Source organism: Paenibacillus sp. P13VS (assembly GCF_015143645.1).
Taxonomy (GTDB): Bacteria; Bacillota; Bacilli; order Paenibacillales; family Paenibacillaceae; genus Paenibacillus; species Paenibacillus xylanilyticus_A.
This window is the reverse complement of the sequence record NZ_WYEV01000008.1, coordinates 222,649-242,079: the sequence shown is the minus strand read 5'-3', so window position 1 is coordinate 242,079 and position 19,431 is coordinate 222,649. Positions and strand designations below refer to the sequence as shown.

The window sequence follows — 19,431 nt, the reverse complement described above, 5'->3', positions numbered from 1 at the left end:
GGTGGATATAAATTAAGATCACCAATGGTTATCTTGGTTCTATACACTTCGATTCTGCGCCCTTCTTGGTGATATCAAAAAAAGCGTTAATAGCCGGAGTCCATTCCACAATCCTCGGGAATGATACTCCTTCCATTAACGCCTTCATAGGTTGTTCAGGTTGTTATACCTGATTCATAAGATTTCCGGTTAACCAGGATTCAGCCTTCAAGCCGGGATACAAGCGCTCGCAATGCATGACCACGATGACTGATGGCCTGCTTTTGTTCCAGCGTAAGCTCAGCCATCGTCATCTCGTATTCAGGTACATAGAATAGAGGATCGTACCCGAAGCCTCCACCACCGGCAGCCTCGCTCGTAATCCAGCCTTCTGCTGTTCCCTCCGCTTCAAACTTGTCCCCTGTTGCCGGGTCATACAGAACCAGGGCACATACAAAGCGTGCCGGACTGAGCAGCGGCTGCTGCGTATCCTCACCGAATTTGATGGATTCCAGCGCTGCAAGCAGCTTGGCATTATTCAGGGCATCTGTTGCTCCTTCGCCAGCATATCTTGCCGAATACACACCCGGCTCCCCATCCAGCAGATCCACACAAAGTCCTGAATCATCGGCCAGCACAGGAAGACCAAGTGCATCTCCAACCGCTTTTGCTTTCTTCCAGGCATTCTCGGCAAAGGTTACCCCGTCCTCCACGACATCCGGAAGCTCGGGGTAATCGAACATGCTTTTGACCTCTTTGCCAAGGGGTGCAAATGCATGGGCAAATTCTCTTACTTTACCCTGATTCCGGGTTGCAACAATGATGATTGGGCTGTCCAGATGCATCTTAGGCTTCTCCTAATCCACTAGCACCGATCTTGAGCGCAATCGGTCCAAGCACTTCTTTTTGCCGCTCAATCATCTCCAAGATTCCCTGCTCACCCAGTTCCAGCATGGCATTAAGCTCACGGCGATCAAATGGGGCTTCTTCACCTGTTCCTTGCAGCTCTACATATTTTCCGCCACCGGTCATGACGAGGTTCATGTCTACTTTTGCCTTGGAATCCTCATCATAATTCAGATCCAGAACAGGCTGTTCTCCGACTACACCTACACTCACAGCTGCAATGAAATCCGTGATGGGGAAGGTTTGCAGGCGATGCTGCTGGGCAATTTTGTTCACAGCCAATGCCAGCGCCACAAACGAGCCGGTAATGGACGTTGTACGCGTCCCTCCATCCGCTTGAATAACGTCACAGTCCAAGGTAATGGTCCGCTCGCCAAGTGCCTGCAGGTTCACCACAGAGCGAAGTGCACGGCCGATCAGACGCTGGATTTCCATCGTACGTCCAGTCAGCTTCCCGCGGTTCGCTTCACGCTGATTCCGCGTATGTGTTGCACGGGGAAGCATGGAATATTCCGCAGTAACCCATCCCTTGCCTTGACCTTTCATGAAAGGAGGAACGCGTTCCTCCACCGTTGCGGTACAGATAACCTTGGTATCCCCGACTTCAATCAGTACAGAACCTTCGGCGTATTTATTTGTGTTAATTGTTAAATTCATCGGCCGCAGCTGTTCGCTGGTTCGTCCGTTAGATCTCATCATTTCTGCCTCCTACGACTTAAGCATCCTGTAATTGTTGAACTGAGTCACACTTTACTAATCCTTTTTATTTTACCAAAGAGTTCTGTTAAAAGCATCTATCCGCCAAAGACTCTGTTACCCATCCCCGATTTTGTCCCCATCTTAGATCGGAATTTCATTGATATACTCGGGCTTGGAGACCGGCGAGCTATAATCCCGGTTATCATCACCCATGACGGTTTTTTGGCCGTTCCACTCGATTTGAACCTTGGCATCCTTGCTCGCTGTATTTTCTGCCGTTGTCAATACGACCGATTGCAGCAGCTCGCTTGGCACAGCATCTCCTTCGACGAACATATCGTCTTTGAGTGCAACCGTAATGGTTCCATCCTCCGCCGTTTTGACGGATTGCAGTTCGGTGCCGCCTGTCATGACCTCTTCCAGTTCACCACCCTTGGCTGGCCCTTTAATCAGCTCATTGAGCGCGGCTTGCACCCGGTCCGTACCTGGTGTGACCAGGCGCGTAACCGGAACATAATATTGAATGCCCGCAGGCGAAGCAGCTGAGAAATACACGGTGACTGGACTGCTGTTGGTGGTGAACGTGTCTCCCAAATCAAGATTGATACCTACCGCCCGATTCAGCGGTTCAGGAAGCGGAGTACTGTTTACCGGCATTTGAGTCAGCTTTTTGCCGTCCACCCAGATCTGCACGTTCTCCACATCCGGTGTACCAGTCAGCGTCCACGTGACGGCTTCCAGCATTTTGCGCTCATCCTTGGCGTCGTATTTGGCAAAGTTACCTGAGAACTCCACGACTGCAAGCTTGTCGTCCGGATGAACGGTCACATTTTGCACCACCGTGCCTTGTGGAAGAACGCCTTGGAATCCTTCAGGCAGCATTCCTGCATAAGCACCACCTGTTACTAGTGTATCCAGGGCCGTCTTCGGACTACTAACGTCCGAACCTGCTGGAAGCGTCAATGATACCGGAGCGAGCAATCCCTGCTGATCCTGCAAATAGACTGTTGTGAGCGGAAGGGTTGCGAGTGTCCCATTGCCCTCGGCTGCCTGAATCATGGCTGCCTCCTGGATGGGCGGCGGTGGATCGATAGCCTCGGATGACTGTGCATTAAACATGCCGCAGCCGGACAACACCATCGGAATGCTCAGCAGCGCTGCTGCTGATGCCGTACGCATATATCGGATCTTACTCATGATCACGTTCCCCCTCATCATTTTTACAGTTTGTACTACCATGTATACGAGCCTTCGTCCAAAAAATAACTACTTTTTAAACAAGCCCTGATACACCAAGCAAAAACAATATTGAAAGAAAGAAACACAAAACGGGTTAATACGTATTAGGAATCAAGTGTAGGGACATTGCTAACTTCAGAGGAGGAATCGCCCATGGAACATCCAGAACAAGAAAAAATCCCTTACAGCCTGAACAGCCGCAAAGTCGCGGACGCTACAAGGGAATGGCTGCACAAGCGGGGCGTCACGATCCCAGAGATCGCAGAACTGGTCATGTTATTGCAGAAAAAGTACTATCCGGATCTTACGATGGAAGAATGTATCGATAACGTGGAGAAGGTTCTTCGCAAGCGGGAAGTGCAGAATGCCGTTCTGACAGGCATTCAGCTGGATCTGCTCGCGGAGCAGGGTCAACTCATTTCGCCTCTGCAGGAGATGATCGAAAATGATGAAGGGCTGTACGGCGTGGATGAGATTCTTGCCTTTTCCATCGTCAATGTATATGGCAGCATTGGATTCACGAATTACGGTTATGTAGACAAGCTTAAGCCTGGTGTACTTGAACGGCTGAACGATAAAAGCCTTGGACCTGTACATACGTTTCTGGATGATATTGTCGGGGCCATAGCCTCGGCAGCAAGCAGCCGAATCGCGCACCGCAAACAGTCGGAGCTGGAAGAAGCGTTAGGCCAGAAACCGGTCAGTGATGATGTCGTTTAACCCCCTTTTGTCATATGGAAATGAGACATGCCTATAAAGGACGAGCTCATGGAAAAAGCGGCCCTTGGGCCGCTTCTTTTTCGTTTATACATCAGGTGTGATCACGCCTATTTTAACCCTTCCTGTCTCCCCGCTCCAACGAGTCCGTATGCTTCGCCCCAGTTCCGTTCCATGGCTGGCTGTGACTGTGAACGATTCGGTCCAATCGTGATTTGCGGTCCTTTGCGTTCACGCAGAAGCCCCCGCAGCACCGTAATACCAAGGATGGATAAGCCGGTAAAGACGTACATTAAACGCATCAGTACATTCCCCGAATCGGAGCCTGTAATCATGCCATGCACCAGCAAACCGATAAATGCAGGATAGGACAGCATGTGGAACATAAACCACCATTTGCGGCCCAGTTTATTACGCAGATCACTGGAGAGCAGCACGATCAGCAGGGCGTAAAATGACAACGTCCCAAGTCCGCTGCCAACCGGATGTACAGACGCGCTAAACGGAATAAGCAGTTCACTCCAGGTAAACGGACTGTAATGGTCGATATACAAGGTTAATGCGTGCAGGATACCAAGTCCAAAGGCAAGCCAGGTCGTCCGGGTATGCCACTGGTACATGGTGGCTTTGGGTTTGCCTTTGGCGGCAGGCATCCCTTGGGCAATTCCCAGAAAGACACCAGCAAAGAGCAGCAGATAAGCGGCTATCCCGCTAATACGAATAATATTCCACGTCGGTACATGATCAACAATCCATTGTGCCATAGCCGGCTCCCCCATATCTGATAGACTTATCGTTTCATCACTTTGCGTCAATATAAAAAACTGGATACAGGATACTCATCTTTAGATAAGGCTGAAGCAGTGATCCGGTTCAAAGCCTGGCCACCGCTCTTCGAGTGCATCCATATCCCCTCTGAACCAGAATTTACCTTCCCGGGTCACCCATAAAACATCATGCCGGTCATAATGCCTGTTCAGCCAGCCCATCGCTTCAGCACTTCCCAGGATACAGACGGTCTTCGCGATAATCTCGCATTGCGAGACATGCTGGCCTACAGCGGTGCATTGCACCACATCTGTATCAGCCGGCTTCATTGTCCGCGGGTCAATCAAATGATGGGACAGACTTCCATCCGCCTGCTGCCACTGTCTTCGTGCAATGCCTGAAGTCGCAACCGCCCCAGCGTCTAACTGAATGCTTCCTGTCAGATTGCGTTTATCCAGCGTAGGATCCTTGATATAAACAGTCCATGCAGAAGACGCAGGTGTACCCCACATCTGAATATCTCCTCCCGCATTAATCATGCCTGCAGGAATGTGAAGCGTGCGCCGCAGCCAATCGGCAATGCGTTCCGTTGCCCAGCCTTTCACAATACCACCCAGATCCAGTTCAATCCCGGGATCCAGACGTACCATCCGGCTACCCTCTCTGTGTATCCATCCTGGACAGGTATAATCGTGCTCCTCTTCCGAAATTAGTGCGGCAACCGTGGTTGAGGTATGCTGCAGGGAGGGCGTCATGCCTCGCTCCTGCTGCCCGATCTGATCGAAGCTGACATCATATCCCTGCTGCCGAAGAGCTTTTGAAATACCCGGTTGAAAGATCCCTTCTGTCTGACCTATATATCCGTATGCCAAACTCAATACCTCATCCATGGCAGCAGAAACGGGCATCCATCCCACTGAACGGTTCAGACAATTCAATTCACTATTGGATATAAACCGACTGAAGCGCTGCTCTTGTGTTTCAAACCAGTTTTTTACGAGCGCTGCTGCATGCTCAGCTTCTTCACGTCCGGCAGTTACCAGCTGAACCTCCACATCCGTATTCATGGCACGAAATTTGAACTTAAACGGACGCGCCGTCTCGTAAGCGCGACTCATGATGCACCTGTGCGTGACTGGTAACTGCCACTGCCAGTTCCGAAGTCAGATTCACCATCAGACTGACCGAAGTTCCGGCCATAGGATCTGCTCCGGTCTCCATGTTCCTCTTCCTGATTCGGAACAAAGCTGCCTGTCCATTCATCCATTACATCGTCTCGGGTATTTGACTGACTTGCAGATAAGCTATCGATATCTGTTCCATTGGCTGCTGCATATGCAGCATCAAAGGCATCAGAGGATCTTACATATTGAAAAAGTGCAGCCACAGTTAATGTTGCCATCGCTGAGGCTTGCCATTTTCTCCATTGATTTCGTTTCTTTCTGTTCATCGCTTTTCCCTACTTTCTCTAGCGAAGTTCATGCACCTATCTTATGGGCCCTGGATTAAAAGCAGATGAATGAACCGTTAAGAAAGGCTAAAGCTTTCCATTTCCTCCGATTCCATATACACAAAATAGGCCCTGAACGGGAGAGAATCTCCCATTACAGAGCCTTAGCCTTATGAATGATTGCTTTTGCTTTTCCTATTTTCGAATGAACTCCGTTATGCTTTTTTGAAAAAAAATGATTCATCCGCTCTCTGTTCCTGCACAATATGCCCCCGCCGGATCAACTCCTGAAGATGAGCGAGCGTTTCACTCATGGCAAACCGCAGCTGATGTGTGCCCAATCGATCACCAAACAAGGAAACACAAACGTCATACCCGTTCGACGGGCGCTGAGCAATATGTTCATCCATCTTCTGAAGCCGCTCCTCATGGTGGGCCAGCAGATGAGAGGTTCGGTCTGTAAAATGGCTGAACGGATTTCGATGCCCCGGATATGCCTTCTCGACATCCAAGCTTCCTAGACGCTGCAGCCCCTGAAGATAAGATAACAATGGCTGGTCATCACTACCCGGCTGCAAGCTGATATTGGGCGAAATCTGTGGCAGTACGGCATCGCCGCACAACATTTCTCTGGATTCTGGTGCATAAAAGGATAGATGCCCTGGGGCATGTCCACCTGTCTCGATGGCTACCCACCTTTTGCCACCCATATCCAGCCAATCCCCATCTTCAATAAACGTCACTTCCGGCAAGGGGGTGATCTGAGAGACGAATCCCTTCATATGTTCAGCAATTTGCATGGTCTTCTCATCCGGCATTCCATGTTGGCGATAGTATTCAGGCAGTACCCTATCAATGTTTGCACCCGGGCCCCACATGTAATCTGCCTCTTGACGAGACCTGGCAGACATGCGTACAGGCGCGCCTGACTTCTGCTGCATCCAGCCTGACAAGCCAAGATGATCGGGATGATGGTGGGTCAACACGATCTGACCAATGTCCTGAAAAGACAATCCTAGATTGGTTAGAGCTTCCTGCCATTCCTGTTCTGTTCCCTGGTTGCGCGGGCCTGGATCAACCACGGTTATCCTTCCATCAGCATCATAGAGCACGTAACTGTTCACCCATCGAAGCGGGAAAGACATCGTGATCTGGAGCCGATGCATGCCCTCTGGCATGCTGATTGCTTCCGTTCGTTTCATTTGCTTCTCCTCCCTGCTGTTCTTACTCCACAGGCCGATGACCCACAAAAATCATGCGCGGGGAATCCTGCTCATCATATTGCTCTTCGTCATAACCTCCATGAACCTGATCTACCACAAGCCCCGCCTCCTGCAGCAGATCACTTAATTGTTCGCGGGTGTATAGCTTGACACGTTCCTCATGAATTCGGGATTTCTGACTGGACCCTGAATCTGTAATGTGAATTTCTTTCTGCACAAATCCGTCCTTGATCTGGCGAAACTCCTCAATCCGATGCCCTTCCGTCTCTCGTTTGGAATGCGGAACCAAATGACGGGTTACGTAAGCCGTATTCATAAAATCAATAATGTAGCTGCCGCCAGGCTTCAGCATATGACGGATGCCCTGAAGCACCTTGAGCTGCTCACCATCCTCACGAAAATAACCGAACGATGTAAACAGGTTGACTACCGCATCAAATCCACCTTGGAGCGGCAGATTACGCATGTCGGCATGAACCCATTCCACCCGATTCTCGGTGTCCATCTGGCGCGCTTCACGCAGAAGCACATCCGACAGGTCAATTCCGGTGACCCGGAAGCCTGCGTCTGCCAGAGCCAAGGAATGGCGTCCCATACCGCAGCATAGATCCAGAACCCGTGCCTGCGGCTCAAGTTTTAACCAATTGATCATTTTATGTACTTCTTCATATGCTCCCTGCACATCCCTGTGCTTGTATACGAGAAGGTAGTCTTCTCCAAAGCTATCTTCATACCATTCCGTCATTCGTATCGCCCTCCACATGGTCAATGGCCCTGTTCTCTCTGTATCGTACTTGATATAGGGCTGATCATACCTAAGCTTGTAGTCATTGTATCTTCTTTATTCTTCAAACTCAAAGATTTCCAGCTGCTCCCGTTCGTTGAACGGCCTGAGTTCGCCCTATATAATGTTAAACATAGTCATGAACCCGCAAACCGGTTAACTATATATAAGCTTTTCTAAAGGTTTACCTGAGGAATGGTATATAATCCAACCATTCAGAGACATACACACTTGAATCGCCATTGGACTATTTAGAAACAGCACAGCAGGAGGTGTTATTTATGATTCATATTGGACTCACAGGATGGGGAGATCATGATGATCTGTATCCCGATCGTACCAAAGCCAAGGACAAGCTGCGTTTATATGGACAGTACTTTTCAACCGTCGAGGTCGACAGTTCCTTCTATGCTGTTCAGCCTCGGGACCGGATGGCACGCTGGGCAGCAGAAACACCGGATGACTTTTCGTTTATCGTCAAAGCGTATCAGGGGATGACCGGGCATCTAAGGGGCAAACCTTATTTCACCAGTACCTCAGACATGTACAAGGCTTTTCGGGAGTCACTCGAGCCGGTAATGGAAGCTGGCAAAATGCGGGCAGCCCTGTTCCAATATCCGCCGTGGTTTGACTGCAATCGTGATAACGTTAACGAGCTGCGTGAGGTGAGACTACGAATGGAAGGCATTCCGTGTGCGCTCGAGTTTCGCCATCGCAGTTGGTACGAGGATGGCATGCGTGAGCGGACACTTGCTTTTCTGCGGGAACAAGGCTGGATTCACAGTGTCTGTGACGAGCCGCAGGCGGGCTCAGGCTCCATTCCGATTGTGCCGCAGGCGACGGATTCGGAGATGACGCTCGTGCGAATGCACGGACGCAATGTGTCAGGCTGGCACCAGAACGGTGCACCCAACTGGCGGGAGACCCGCTACTTGTACCGGTACAACAAGGAAGAATTGATGGAATGGAAAGGATATCTGGAACAGCTGCATGAGCAGAGTAAGGATGTCTATGTGATTTTCAATAACAATTCGGGTGGCGATGCAGCAGCCAATGCACAAATGATGATGGAACTGCTGGATATGCCGATCCGACCATTTCCAGATCGCACACCTGACGAGGAAGAGGATGGGCCTGAGCAGCTGGAGCTATTTTAAAATTCTGGGCACGACCATTATATACAATGACATATCGATTGGAGGTGAGATTATTTTAGATTATCAAGATCGCTCTGTTCTAAGATATAGGTTCTAACTACTTTATTTCCATCAAAGACATAAATCCTTTCACAACGATTACATCTCCAAACATCAAAACGAGGGAATGGTATAGATATAGGATTAATGAAGTCACCTTGATTAATAATGTCGTCCCATTCCTTGTCTGTGTATACTGTCAACTCAACATCATTTGGGGCTTTTGAATTGGATAGCGTTACGCCACATTTACACTGAAATCGAGCCATATTTTGATCCCCCCTGATCTCTAAACATGTTCTTCGTAAGAAATGGACTCAAGTAATGGACCAAATACTGGTACTAGTTTAGTCATATACCAGTTTATATCCGTGATTTTGTTGTAACTCTCTACATTAAGAATTCTTCGTTTAATATCAGGACTCATAATTATGGTACCATTCTCTCTAACTAAAAATGTCCCCCCTATGTTTGTATCTCTCCAAGTCATAACCACACCGATTAACTCTTTTTGCTTATCCTTTTCGGCTAATATCTTAAACAGTTCTTCTAAAGGAATACATTCATGCTGCCAATCAAAGTCATCTACGTCCCCAATCGGCAGAAAAGTTACTTTTCCATGATCGCTGTATGACCAGCCGAATTCTTCAAGTTTTTGGAGAATAATCGTTCTCGCGACTGGCTTTGATAAAGCTATCTCTATAGAGGATGAAATAGACATGTGGATCCCCTCCAAATTAATGATATGTGCTCTCTGGAACCATTCTCTTTATATTGAGCCCCAGCCTCTTTAGAACTTCCACAAAATATAATCACGCAGTAAACTACATGTTTATATAGTATTTTAATAAATCATGACGTAGCTCGTTAATTAGTTGATCTTCACCTAATGAAATAGGATAGACGTCACCATCCTCAAACCTATTCTTTACCGCCTCATCGTAACTAGTTGCGACTTCCAAGACATAAGAGTTCAGTCCTTTAACAAGGGTTATTTTGTAATAGAAACCTGAGTGAAATAACAATGTGCTGCCATTTACAATAGACTTTTCAAAGTTCAACTCTTGAAATAAAGCACTCAACTTCTTCTGTAGTTCTATAAAAACCCCTCCTTCTACTATTCAAGCCCCTAAGTCCAGGGTAAATAAGTAATTCTACATATATTCTATGAGCTAATAATCAAATCCCCTCTATTTATTTTAATAATTCACATAGCTGATTGATTAATAGATGAGAAAGAAAAAGACTATTTTAGGAAATCCCTAAAATAGCCTCAATCTACTCTGAAGCTTATGCTAACTCCTCAAGCCTTCTGCATCGTACCCTCTTCTTCAGTAACATCCATCCCGCTGAGCTGCAGGTTCATTTTATGCACTTCAATCCCTGCCAGGAGTACAATGCCGATCCCATGAGTATCGTTCAGAATCCAGCCCAGATCGTCTCGATAATAGAGCGCGGTAAAGGAATAACCCGACCCGCGGCATACGCCATATATATTGCCTTTGTAGTCAATGGACAGTCTTGTGATGCCTTCCCATCCTTTGCGGACAGCTTCCAGATACGGGGTCGGTGTCTCAAGCCAGCCCTCGCGAATTCCACGGGCATAAGCGTAGATGAACATCGACGTACATGAGGTTTCCTCATAGGAGTCCGGACGGTTCAGGACCTGATGCCACAGGCCATTTTCCCCTTGCAGCGCCAAATATCCCTGACACAGATCACGGTAGAAACTCAGCAATTCCGAACGCCTTGCATGATCCTGAGGCAGAATGCTTAATAGCTCCGTCAGGGAGAAGAGAACCCAACCGTTTCCACGCCCCCAGGGGATGCCTGTTGCCCGTCCACGCACAAAATCATACACATGCGACATGATCTGCTGCTCAGGAATATAGAGATATTGACGGAATAACAGAAACTGGTTAATGGCATCATCCCAATACGCCGTATTGCCCGTCAATTGACCATAACGCATCAGGAATGGTGTGCTCATGTACAGATCATCACACCACATCGTTTCGTGACGCATCTCTCCGCTTCCGCGAACACGATAAAAGGCTCCATCCTCCAGCCGTTCCTGTTCATCTGTAATGTAATGGGCAATGCGATCCGCCGTATCTCGGCCCCCGCGAATGTCACCCAGTTCCATCGCAGCCAGCAGCGTTGATCCGAACGAACCGCAATCGTCCAGACTGTCGATCGCTGACAACTGGTTGTTAATTCCTGCCGCTCCGTAGGTTTCCCGATCCCATAGACTGTAATGGTCAAATGAAGTACTCAGGCCGATATGCTCCCGAACATACTGGATGTAATCGTCACGTTTCAGCTCCTGCCCGATACGCAGAAGTCCAAGCAGCGTAACCCCTAATGGATAATTCCATTTTCCGTAATGTGTATTTTCGAGATATGGGCGAACACTCGTATCAGGTTGGTCCACATGCCAATAGACTCCTTTCGATCCATCATCAAAAACAGTATCGGTCACGACAATATCTGAGGGTGAAGGTGCAGATCCCGGAGCAAATTTCCCGGTATACAGCCATACATCTGAACTACCGGCAACCGGATGTGGAGAGCACAATCTCCAGCAATCTGAACCCGTGACCCCGGGCGATTCCAGCGTGAACCCCCAATGGCCCTCCCCGGCCTTGGTTTCCCCTCTTGCAACCAGATCAGATAATCCATAGCGACGCGTCAGTTCCACGCGATAAGGTCCACTTTTGTCTGAGGTATATACTTGCTTACCGTCCAGGTACAATTGTAAGGCACCTTCATGCTGACCTTGCAATACTACAGGAGATGATCCCGGCAATGTTACATCCAGCTTGGTCCACGCGTAGGCCACCCCTGGTTGCTCTGTACCAAAGATCCTCGAGAAAGAGCCGGCCTCCCGCTCTTCTTCTGTCCATTCTCTTCGTGGATACCAGGAAAGCCCTGTTTCTTCTTCCGTCATTCCGTCATGAGGAATCGAAGTTACGGGTTCATCAAGAGGCTCGGAATACAGCCAGCCTTCCTGACCTTGCCGGTCCACTCCCGGAGTGAGGAAATGAAGCGGGAAGTTCTTGAAGGAAGCGGTACCATAAATGCCGCCGAAACCAACCTCTGTTTTGACAAAACAAAGCAAGACGTCATTCCAGCCAGCCTTCATAGAAATCGGAATCTGGGTTCTTCGCTCGGGGAATAACTCCTGCAGCAGCTCGGATTTGAAAGCCTCTACCCCGTTGACATAGATCGTTACCGGACTGTAGCAATTCAGGCCAGTGTTCAGCGTAGTCTCCTGCTGGCTCCATAACTTGCCCCATACGTATACGTACTGGCCTGCACTCGCTTCTGGCCACTTGTCGTCCAGGTTCAGATCGTAACGGTAATCCCCCAGTCTGGGGAAACCTCCACGATGGTAGGCCCGGAACAAAAAAGAATGTTTCGGATGATCGCCGATATAACGCTGGGCGACCGTCGTCAAAATATCCGGAATGGAATGATGCACCTTACCTGCAATCGACTCGTTTGCATGAAAATAACGAATGCTCATCAGCCCCTTCCCTATACTTTGATTCGTTCGGTTAAACGCAATGTCTCCCCTGCACGCACTTCAATGACCTGCTGATCTGCCGTGAACCAGACGGATATGGCTGACGGATTATGAATGATGGATCGGTCCGCTGAACATTCCAGTCGTTTGACCGCTTTCCAATAGGCAATGATCTCGATATTCGTTGCATACCATATATCGTCCCTGCCGCCGATCTGCTCGCCAAACTGCTCAATGATCTCCCAATTATCATTATCATTGAATTCATAACTGTGTCCCCAAACATAGAGCAGGAGCGGTGTGCCCGTTTTGGAATGCTGGATAAAACGCTCGGCATGTGCTGCCAGGTCATTTTTATGATGACAGGTCGGGTGCCATTCAAGCGGGCGTTCAGGCAGCGTATATCTCCCGTGGGATTCAACCGTCCGGGCATAGTCCAGGCCTAACCATTCCAGTTTGGTGCTTAGTGCACGATCAAACCCTCCATTGGGATAGGCCATTCCCCTCACCGGATAACCAACAAGCTGCTCCAGTGCTCGGCGATCCTCCATGATTTCTTCGTTCAACAGCTCATCCGGAACATAAGGCAAAGTAGGATGAGTAACCGTGTGCACAGCCACTTCATGCCCGGCGTACAGTTCAGCGACTTCCTCCGATTCAATTCGCCCAGGTTTCCCGAGCGTACCGGAGTTCAGATTGAAAGTGCCTCGCAGTCCATAGCGATTAAAAATATCTACCAGCCTCCGGTCGTGGACCACACCATCATCATAACTAAGCGTCAGTGCCTTCATCACACCGCCAGGATATCGATCAAACTGAATGCGATGTCCCATCTTGGACCTCCTTCTCACCCTGTTATTCCACCGTTTCGTTCACCTCAAAATATCGAAAAACGCCTTCTTCCGATTCATCTGCATACAAATGGTTATCTGGCTGCTTGTATCTCCAAATTTATTCTTCAGCTAGTCCAACACCAATCTCATGCAAGCTATGGCTATCCGAATCAAAATAGGTACCTTCGAGCAGACCAATCAACGTATTGGTGATGCGAACTTCGATCTCGTTGTCACCTGAACGGAGCCAGGACGTTTCTCCACTCCAGCGATACGGAGACCAGCAGCGCACGCCAAGGCTATAACCGTTGACCAGAACCTCCGCCACATCCTGCACAAGCCATTCACTGAATTCGAGTTCAAAGGATTTGGCGTCTGCATCAGGCTCATCCAGCCAGAAGCTGCGTTTATAGCTCATCTCTCCTGCATAATACGGATACAGCGGCTGTGGCTCAGGTGTGATCCGAATGGTCGTATCCGGCTCACGGACCAAGGAGACCATCCCTTCGTGATGAAACTGCACGCCAAACCGTCCTTGCAGATACAGAGGATCGAGGATTCCTTCCTCATCCTTCGTGACCTGTACCGTAATCGTGATTTCATTCAAACCCGTGCGCAGCCACTCATTGATGTCACAGGCAATGTTGGTATAATCTGTGATCTCCACGGATTCGAATTGATCCGGTCCAATGGTGTGGCCGTTGATTTCCATGATCCACGCCCCTGCAATGGCTGCCCGATCCATAAATAGACGGCACTCCGGCAAAGTCGTTCCCAGTTCAAAAGCTGTAGTGTAACGGCACTGAATCGGATAGGCAATTGCTGCTTTCTTCGGCGTGCCAAATACTTGATTAAACTGAACAGGCAGGTGATGATGCCCCGATAATTCAGCCGCTTGATCGATAAAAGGCTTCACGCCTGCATGCTTGTTCTCCAGGATTACGCCATTATCATTCGTTGCCGTAAGACGGAACTGTCCCATTCGAAGAGTATTGTGCTGAATGGCCTCCAGTCGCCATGGCCCTTCTACAGGTAAAATAACGGATTTAGATGGCATAGATGCAGCATCAGGCTTGAATGGTGCAGCCAATTCGGTCTGAAAGGTGTTACCCGGTATATCCTCAGAAGATTTTGTTTGCAGAGTCAGCCGCACAGCGTGTGCTTCATATCCGGCAAACCCGAGTGAGATACACCACTCACCACCGCTGCTGGTCAGCGGCAAGACTTCCCGTTCTCCTGTCTCCAGATTAAGCCGCTCTGCCAGCACACGTTTATCCGATGAGACATCCGTATGGCTCCATAACCGCTTGGCAACAACCTTCAATTGTCCCTTTAACTGCTGCCCCTCCTGGTTGGACAGGAACACCATATATTCACCATCCGATAACTGGCGGGTCTGGATCAACAAGGAAGCACTCTCTTCCTCCATAATCCAACAGATAGGCTCTGGCAGCACCTGGTCCAGCAGCAGCGAGATTAATTCAAGAGTTGAATCATCCCCCTGACCTGCACCAACCGGAAGGAAGTAGACTTCCCCCTCACCTTGCTGCCACATTAATTCACTGCTGGCCAGCCTGGTCTCACCTGCATGACCCCAATACTCTTCCTCGGGTTGATCCCCTGCACCGAAGAAAGTTGCTGCTTCACTGCCTTCTGGACTTCCTTCCTGAATTGAAATGTACGGAGGCAGTCCGACGGATATGACAGTTCCTCCTTGCTCAGCAAACCGTCTAACCTGCTTCCAGGCATTCGCCTCCAGGTTCAGCATCGGTGGAAGGATGAGCACTTCGTATCTGGCAGCACCAATCTGAATCGTTCCACCCGTAATTTCGGCTTCAGCCAGCAGTTCAGGGTCCAGATGGTCATAGTCACGTCTGTTCTCTAGCAGATGCACACCAATTCGCATCCAATCATTCGTAAGGCGCTCCAGTCTCCCCCGTTCGGCTTCATCCTCACCGCTGTATTCAAACCCATGCAGAGGATTGCCCATCAGGCTCCAGAATGTGGTCGTCGGATCAAGAACCGCAATCCGAATATCGGCTGTTCCCGTGCTCATGAGATAACTTATTCGTCCCGTGTAATCTCCAAGCTGACGGAAATGCTTCCAGTATGGATTCTGCAGAAACTGGGATGGCGGTGCATCATGCTTCGTTAACCCGCCAATCGTATAGAAAAAAGCATGGAAATTATAGAAATTCGTGCCCATGGCAGCCATCCGGTCAATCATCCATTTCGCATCCTGCAGCGTCATCGACCAGCCCACACTATGAAAGCACTCGATCAAATTACGGCTGCGTCCCAGCTGTCTCGCCAGGGAACTAACCATCTTCGGATTATCACGCATTCTTTTGCCGTACCGTTCCAGAATCCAGGATAAGGGACGCCAAATCTTCTCATGTGCAGAGTCTCCCCCGGGCATATGGCTAAACAACTGAGTCGTCATCCGTACGCCAGGAACCTCTGCGGCATACTGGATTCCCGCATCCTCGCACCAGTCATGCACCTGCTGGTGGTATGACTCCCTGAGAAGCAGATGCAGCGATTGATAATAGTCATACCGAATACGAGCCGAGTCCGGAACATCACCGTATAACAGGGCAGGAAGCGAATCTATCAGACTGTATCCACAGCGTTCGGCAAAATATGCAGGCAGCTGAGGAGACCATGGAATACGTCCGAGCGGTGCAATTTCATCAGAAAACATACCTTTGATAACGCTGTCAAAATGACTTCCAACAGCCGCCGCATATCGGTCATGAGTAAGTTCAATAAAACGGCTCATCGCTTCCTTATGGCACGGGTCAACAAAATTGCCGTAATATTTGAAATCACCCATCTCCACTTCCTGAAACAGGATTACATCCCAATTCCCTGCCGGGGGGTCCCACACCAGGCGGAAAGCCGTGCGATATGTAAAAAATCGCTTGCGATTATAAGACGTCAGACCCGTCTCCTGATAGACCTGATCGGTCTGGACATTGCCGATGTTGTGTCGCAAATCAATAGACTCATCCCATAACCGATTACCCTCTGTGTCTCTTGGAACGGCTTTGGCAACCAGAATTCGCCCCCACGGCAGCTCATGATTCACAACAGCTTCTCCGCCCTGCACATGCAGCTGATGATGCACAAGCTGGCGCTGCTTGGCTTCAGGAAAATCCAGGGTGACCTCACCACCTGCCATGCCGCTAGGATAGGGGTATTCGTCATACAGCCATACTTCCATGCCGCAGGTCTCGGCTGCTTCCACCGCAATTCGAACCTTATCAAACCAGGCATCCGACAGATAGGGGATCTGCAGCCCCTGACGCGGACAAATGAAAAAACCGCCCACACCCTGTGATGACATTTCATTCACTTGCCGTTTGATCTGCTCTTCCTCCATATCCCCATTCCAAAACCAGAAGGGATGAATCCGGTACTGCGCGGCAGGATTCGCAAATGCCTCCCCGTTCCACATGTCGCTTTCCTCCCTGTTAAATAATCTTCGCTTCTTCCATTATGGTTCATTTATGTTCGTGTACGTTTGTTTGGCTAAGATTATACCTTAAAAAAGCAGTTAGGGAGCCTGTAAATACAAAATGTTATAAAAAATTGATATAGATGGAAATGCCCGACAGCTTCTGTTGTACTTACGTACGGCTGCCGGGCTCTCGATCTTGGCTACTTCAATGCAGCGTACAATTCGTTGACTTCCTTCACGTATTCATCACCGCCGCTGCTCTTCCACAGTGCGATTGCATCCTGGAATCCCTTCTCATCAATCTGTCCCACAATGAATTTGATACGGGCATCATTGATGATGTTATCCAGCTGGGGCCCTTTCTGTGCATAAACGTCAGAGATCAACGGTTCACCTGGATTGGGAACAACGATCTCCTCGTTGGCCTTTTGTACCTCTGCCACCTTCTCACGAACCGGCGTCGGTTCAACCCGGAAGGCGCGGTCTTCAGGAAGAAACATCAATATTTGGTTCAAACCCTGCAGATCTCGGAGTGCAAGCTTGTCGGTCGTTGGAACAACATATTCCCCTTTTTTCTCATATTGCTTGCCTTCCAGTCCGTTGGACAGCAAAGCCTGGAGCTCCGGCTCGTTCAATTGATCCAGGAATGCGAGCAACTTTTTCAGATCTTCTTCCGTTTTCACACCACTTTTGGAGACGGCGATCATACCGGAGTAGCCTGAGGTTGGCATGTCACGCAGCCCTTTGGGTCCTTCCACCGCCTGAAGCACATCCACCCGCCCGGTTGCCGATGGGTCCTTCTCCAGAATTTTCTGCTCCATCCGCTGTGCGTTATCCGCTACGTCAATCATGACACCCGCCTGCCCGTTGACAAACGGATCAGGCAGCTTGGTCGCATCCATCACAGCAAAGTCCTTGTTCACCAAACCTTCGCTGTAAATCTGACGGAAAAACTTCAGTGCCTCCATATACTCAGGCGTTTCGTGTGCTGGAATCAAATTACCGCTGCCATCATCGCCCCATTTGTTGGGTGCACCAAACCAGATTTGCATGTTGTCCCACGGCCCGTTAAATTTGCTCGCTACCAAACCGTACGTATCATCCTTGCCGTTGCCATCCGGATCATCTGTAGTGAATGCTTTCAGCACATTATAAAGATCATCCAGATTTTTGGGTGCTTCCAGACCCAGATTCTCCAGCCAATCCTTCCGGATCGTTATCCCGTTACGTCCCAGCGGCCTTCCCCGGTAGATGCCGTAGGTTTTGCCGTCAATGGAGGCATTGTTGGTAATAATTTCGTTCATCTGGCTCAAGTTCGGGTAGTCTTTCAGATAAGGCCCCAGCTCCCAGAAAGCCCCGGTACGTGCAGCGTTAATGAAGCTTGGGGATTTGCCGAGCACGACCATCACGTCGGGCAGTTTGCCCGAGGCCAGAGTAATGTTGAATTTGTCCTCATAAGAGCTGCTCGGTACCCATTGCAGATTCACATCCACTTTGGTTAATTCCTCAAGCTTCTGGATGACTGGACTGTTTTCAGGCGGATTTTCGGCTTCAAAATTCGGAAGCATGATGGTAATCTGATCGGTTCCACCTGCAGCCGCTTCGCCCGTATCGTTGGTTTTGTCCGTGGAGCATGCTCCCAGAACCGTGCTCAGTAACAATGTTGCCGAAAGTACAAGTGCTGTTTTTTTGATTCCCGCTTTTTGTCCCATACGTTCTCCCCCTTGGCTTTAGCCTTTGATTGAGCCTAACATGACACCTTTGGCAAAATGCTTTTGCAAAAACGGATACACGAGCAAAATCGGAATGGTACCTACCACGATGACGGCCATTTTAATGGACTGTTCCGGTGGCTGTACGAAATTGGGATCCATATTGGCCATATCCCCAACGCTTGCCTGCGAGAGCAGAACAATCTGTCTCAGCATCACCTGCAGCGGCCATTTGTCACTGTCGGAAATGTACAGGAGTGCCGAGAAGAAGTTATTCCAATGCCCTACGGCATAAAATAACGCAAACGTGGCGATTACCGGTTTGGATAATGGCAGGACAATTCGCCAGAGTACCCCGAGATCCGAGCAACCGTCGATACGGGCCGCTTCCTCCAGCCCGGGCGGCATTTGCTGAAAAAAGTTTTTGACAACAATTAAATTAAAAGCGCTGATTGCGCCAGGAAGCATAAGGGCCCAGTAAGAATCAAGCAATCCTAGTCCACGGATGACGAGATACGTCGGGATCATTCCTCCGCCGAACAGCATGGAGAAGATTACCATGTTCATCATGACGTTACGTCCCCAGAAGTCGCTTCTGGATAGCGGATAAGCCATCGTCAGCGTGAAGAACAGATTGACCAGCGTGCCTGCTACCGTTACAAATACGGAGACGCCAATGCTGCGGAAAATGGTGGACGAAGAAAAAATATATTCATACGCGCTGAAGGAGAAGACTTTCGGAATGAGAAAGAAACTGCGTTCCGTAATCTCGGCTTCAGTCGCGAACGAATTCCCTATAATATACAGGAAAGGAAGGACAGTCAGTATGCCCAGAATACCCAGCATGACGTAATTGAAAATATCAAATACTTTGCCGGCAGGGCTGTTGTAGAGACGGCTGTTCATGAGCTTTCCTCCTTATGAAATCATGCA

17 protein-coding genes are annotated in these 19,431 nt (G+C 49.3%); 2 read left to right on the top strand and 15 right to left on the bottom strand.

The genetic code is table 11. The features are described from left to right. Positions 1-200: 200 nt before the first annotated feature. From GUA98_RS21125 to GUA98_RS21115, 3 genes are all read right to left on the bottom strand, one after another. Positions 201-824 (bottom strand): XTP/dITP diphosphatase, encoded by a 624-nt coding sequence (locus tag GUA98_RS21125; protein ID WP_193724304.1) that lies wholly within the window; start codon positions 822-824, stop codon positions 201-203. A gap of 1 nt (position 825) precedes the next feature. Further along, positions 826-1,584 carry a ribonuclease PH gene (gene rph, locus GUA98_RS21120; protein WP_095293274.1) on the bottom strand — a complete coding sequence of 253 codons (759 nt, stop codon included), beginning with the start codon at positions 1,582-1,584 and terminating at the stop codon, positions 826-828. Between the two features lie 141 nt (positions 1,585-1,725). Continuing rightward, complete coding sequence (locus GUA98_RS21115) at positions 1,726-2,781, bottom strand: GerMN domain-containing protein (protein WP_193724303.1); 1,056 nt, start codon at positions 2,779-2,781, stop codon at positions 1,726-1,728. 195 nt (positions 2,782-2,976) lie between these two features. Between GUA98_RS21115 and GUA98_RS21110 the strand changes: the two genes are divergently transcribed. Next, positions 2,977-3,543 (top strand): phosphatidylglycerophosphatase A, encoded by a 567-nt coding sequence (locus GUA98_RS21110; RefSeq protein ID WP_095361378.1) that lies wholly within the window; start codon positions 2,977-2,979, stop codon positions 3,541-3,543. 107 nt (positions 3,544-3,650) lie between these two features. Here GUA98_RS21110 and GUA98_RS21105 read toward each other — a convergent pair whose 3' ends face one another. The 5 genes from GUA98_RS21105 to GUA98_RS21085 all read right to left on the bottom strand — a co-directional run bounded on the left by GUA98_RS21105 (position 3,651) and on the right by GUA98_RS21085 (position 7,726). Next, positions 3,651-4,304, bottom strand: coding sequence for a ferric reductase-like transmembrane domain-containing protein (locus GUA98_RS21105; protein ID WP_193724302.1), 654 nt, complete (start codon positions 4,302-4,304; stop codon positions 3,651-3,653). Positions 4,305-4,385: 81 nt separating this feature from the next. Beyond that, positions 4,386-5,426, bottom strand: a complete 1,041-nt coding sequence (locus GUA98_RS21100) for an FAD:protein FMN transferase (protein ID WP_193724301.1) — start codon at positions 5,424-5,426, stop codon at positions 4,386-4,388. Further along, entirely contained in the window at positions 5,423-5,758 is a 336-nt protein-coding gene (locus GUA98_RS21095) for a hypothetical protein (RefSeq protein WP_193724300.1), read from the bottom strand. Before GUA98_RS21095 ends, GUA98_RS21100 begins: the two co-directional genes overlap by 4 nt. A gap of 215 nt (positions 5,759-5,973) precedes the next feature. Continuing rightward, complete coding sequence (locus GUA98_RS21090; RefSeq protein ID WP_193724299.1) at positions 5,974-6,960, bottom strand: MBL fold metallo-hydrolase; 987 nt, start codon at positions 6,958-6,960, stop codon at positions 5,974-5,976. 22 nt (positions 6,961-6,982) lie between these two features. After that, complete coding sequence (locus tag GUA98_RS21085) at positions 6,983-7,726, bottom strand: class I SAM-dependent methyltransferase (RefSeq protein ID WP_193724298.1); 744 nt, start codon at positions 7,724-7,726, stop codon at positions 6,983-6,985. 320 nt (positions 7,727-8,046) lie between these two features. Here GUA98_RS21085 and GUA98_RS21080 point away from each other — a divergent pair, with 320 nt between their 5' ends. Beyond that, on the top strand, positions 8,047-8,922 hold the full coding sequence (locus GUA98_RS21080; RefSeq protein ID WP_193724297.1) for a DUF72 domain-containing protein: 876 nt from the start codon (positions 8,047-8,049) through the stop codon (positions 8,920-8,922). Positions 8,923-8,972: 50 nt separating this feature from the next. Here GUA98_RS21080 and GUA98_RS21075 read toward each other — a convergent pair whose 3' ends face one another. The 7 genes from GUA98_RS21075 to GUA98_RS21045 all read right to left on the bottom strand — a co-directional run bounded on the left by GUA98_RS21075 (position 8,973) and on the right by GUA98_RS21045 (position 19,404). Further along, entirely contained in the window at positions 8,973-9,230 is a 258-nt protein-coding gene (locus GUA98_RS21075) for a hypothetical protein (protein ID WP_193724296.1), read from the bottom strand. 20 nt (positions 9,231-9,250) lie between these two features. Continuing rightward, on the bottom strand, positions 9,251-9,682 hold the full coding sequence (locus tag GUA98_RS21070) for a hypothetical protein (RefSeq protein ID WP_193724295.1): 432 nt from the start codon (positions 9,680-9,682) through the stop codon (positions 9,251-9,253). A gap of 582 nt (positions 9,683-10,264) precedes the next feature. After that, complete coding sequence (locus GUA98_RS21065; RefSeq protein ID WP_227779905.1) at positions 10,265-12,490, bottom strand: glycoside hydrolase family 105 protein; 2,226 nt, start codon at positions 12,488-12,490, stop codon at positions 10,265-10,267. Between the two features lie 11 nt (positions 12,491-12,501). Further along, a complete protein-coding gene (locus GUA98_RS21060; protein ID WP_193724294.1) occupies positions 12,502-13,323 on the bottom strand; it encodes a polysaccharide deacetylase family protein in 822 nt (273 codons plus the stop codon). Between the two features lie 118 nt (positions 13,324-13,441). Then, complete coding sequence (locus GUA98_RS21055; RefSeq protein WP_193724293.1) at positions 13,442-16,783, bottom strand: glycosyl hydrolase; 3,342 nt, start codon at positions 16,781-16,783, stop codon at positions 13,442-13,444. Between the two features lie 203 nt (positions 16,784-16,986). After that, a complete protein-coding gene (locus tag GUA98_RS21050) occupies positions 16,987-18,498 on the bottom strand; it encodes an extracellular solute-binding protein (protein WP_193724292.1) in 1,512 nt (503 codons plus the stop codon). Between the two features lie 18 nt (positions 18,499-18,516). Beyond that, positions 18,517-19,404 (bottom strand): carbohydrate ABC transporter permease, encoded by an 888-nt coding sequence (locus GUA98_RS21045; RefSeq protein WP_095293262.1) that lies wholly within the window; start codon positions 19,402-19,404, stop codon positions 18,517-18,519. Between the last annotated feature and the right edge of the window lie 27 nt (positions 19,405-19,431).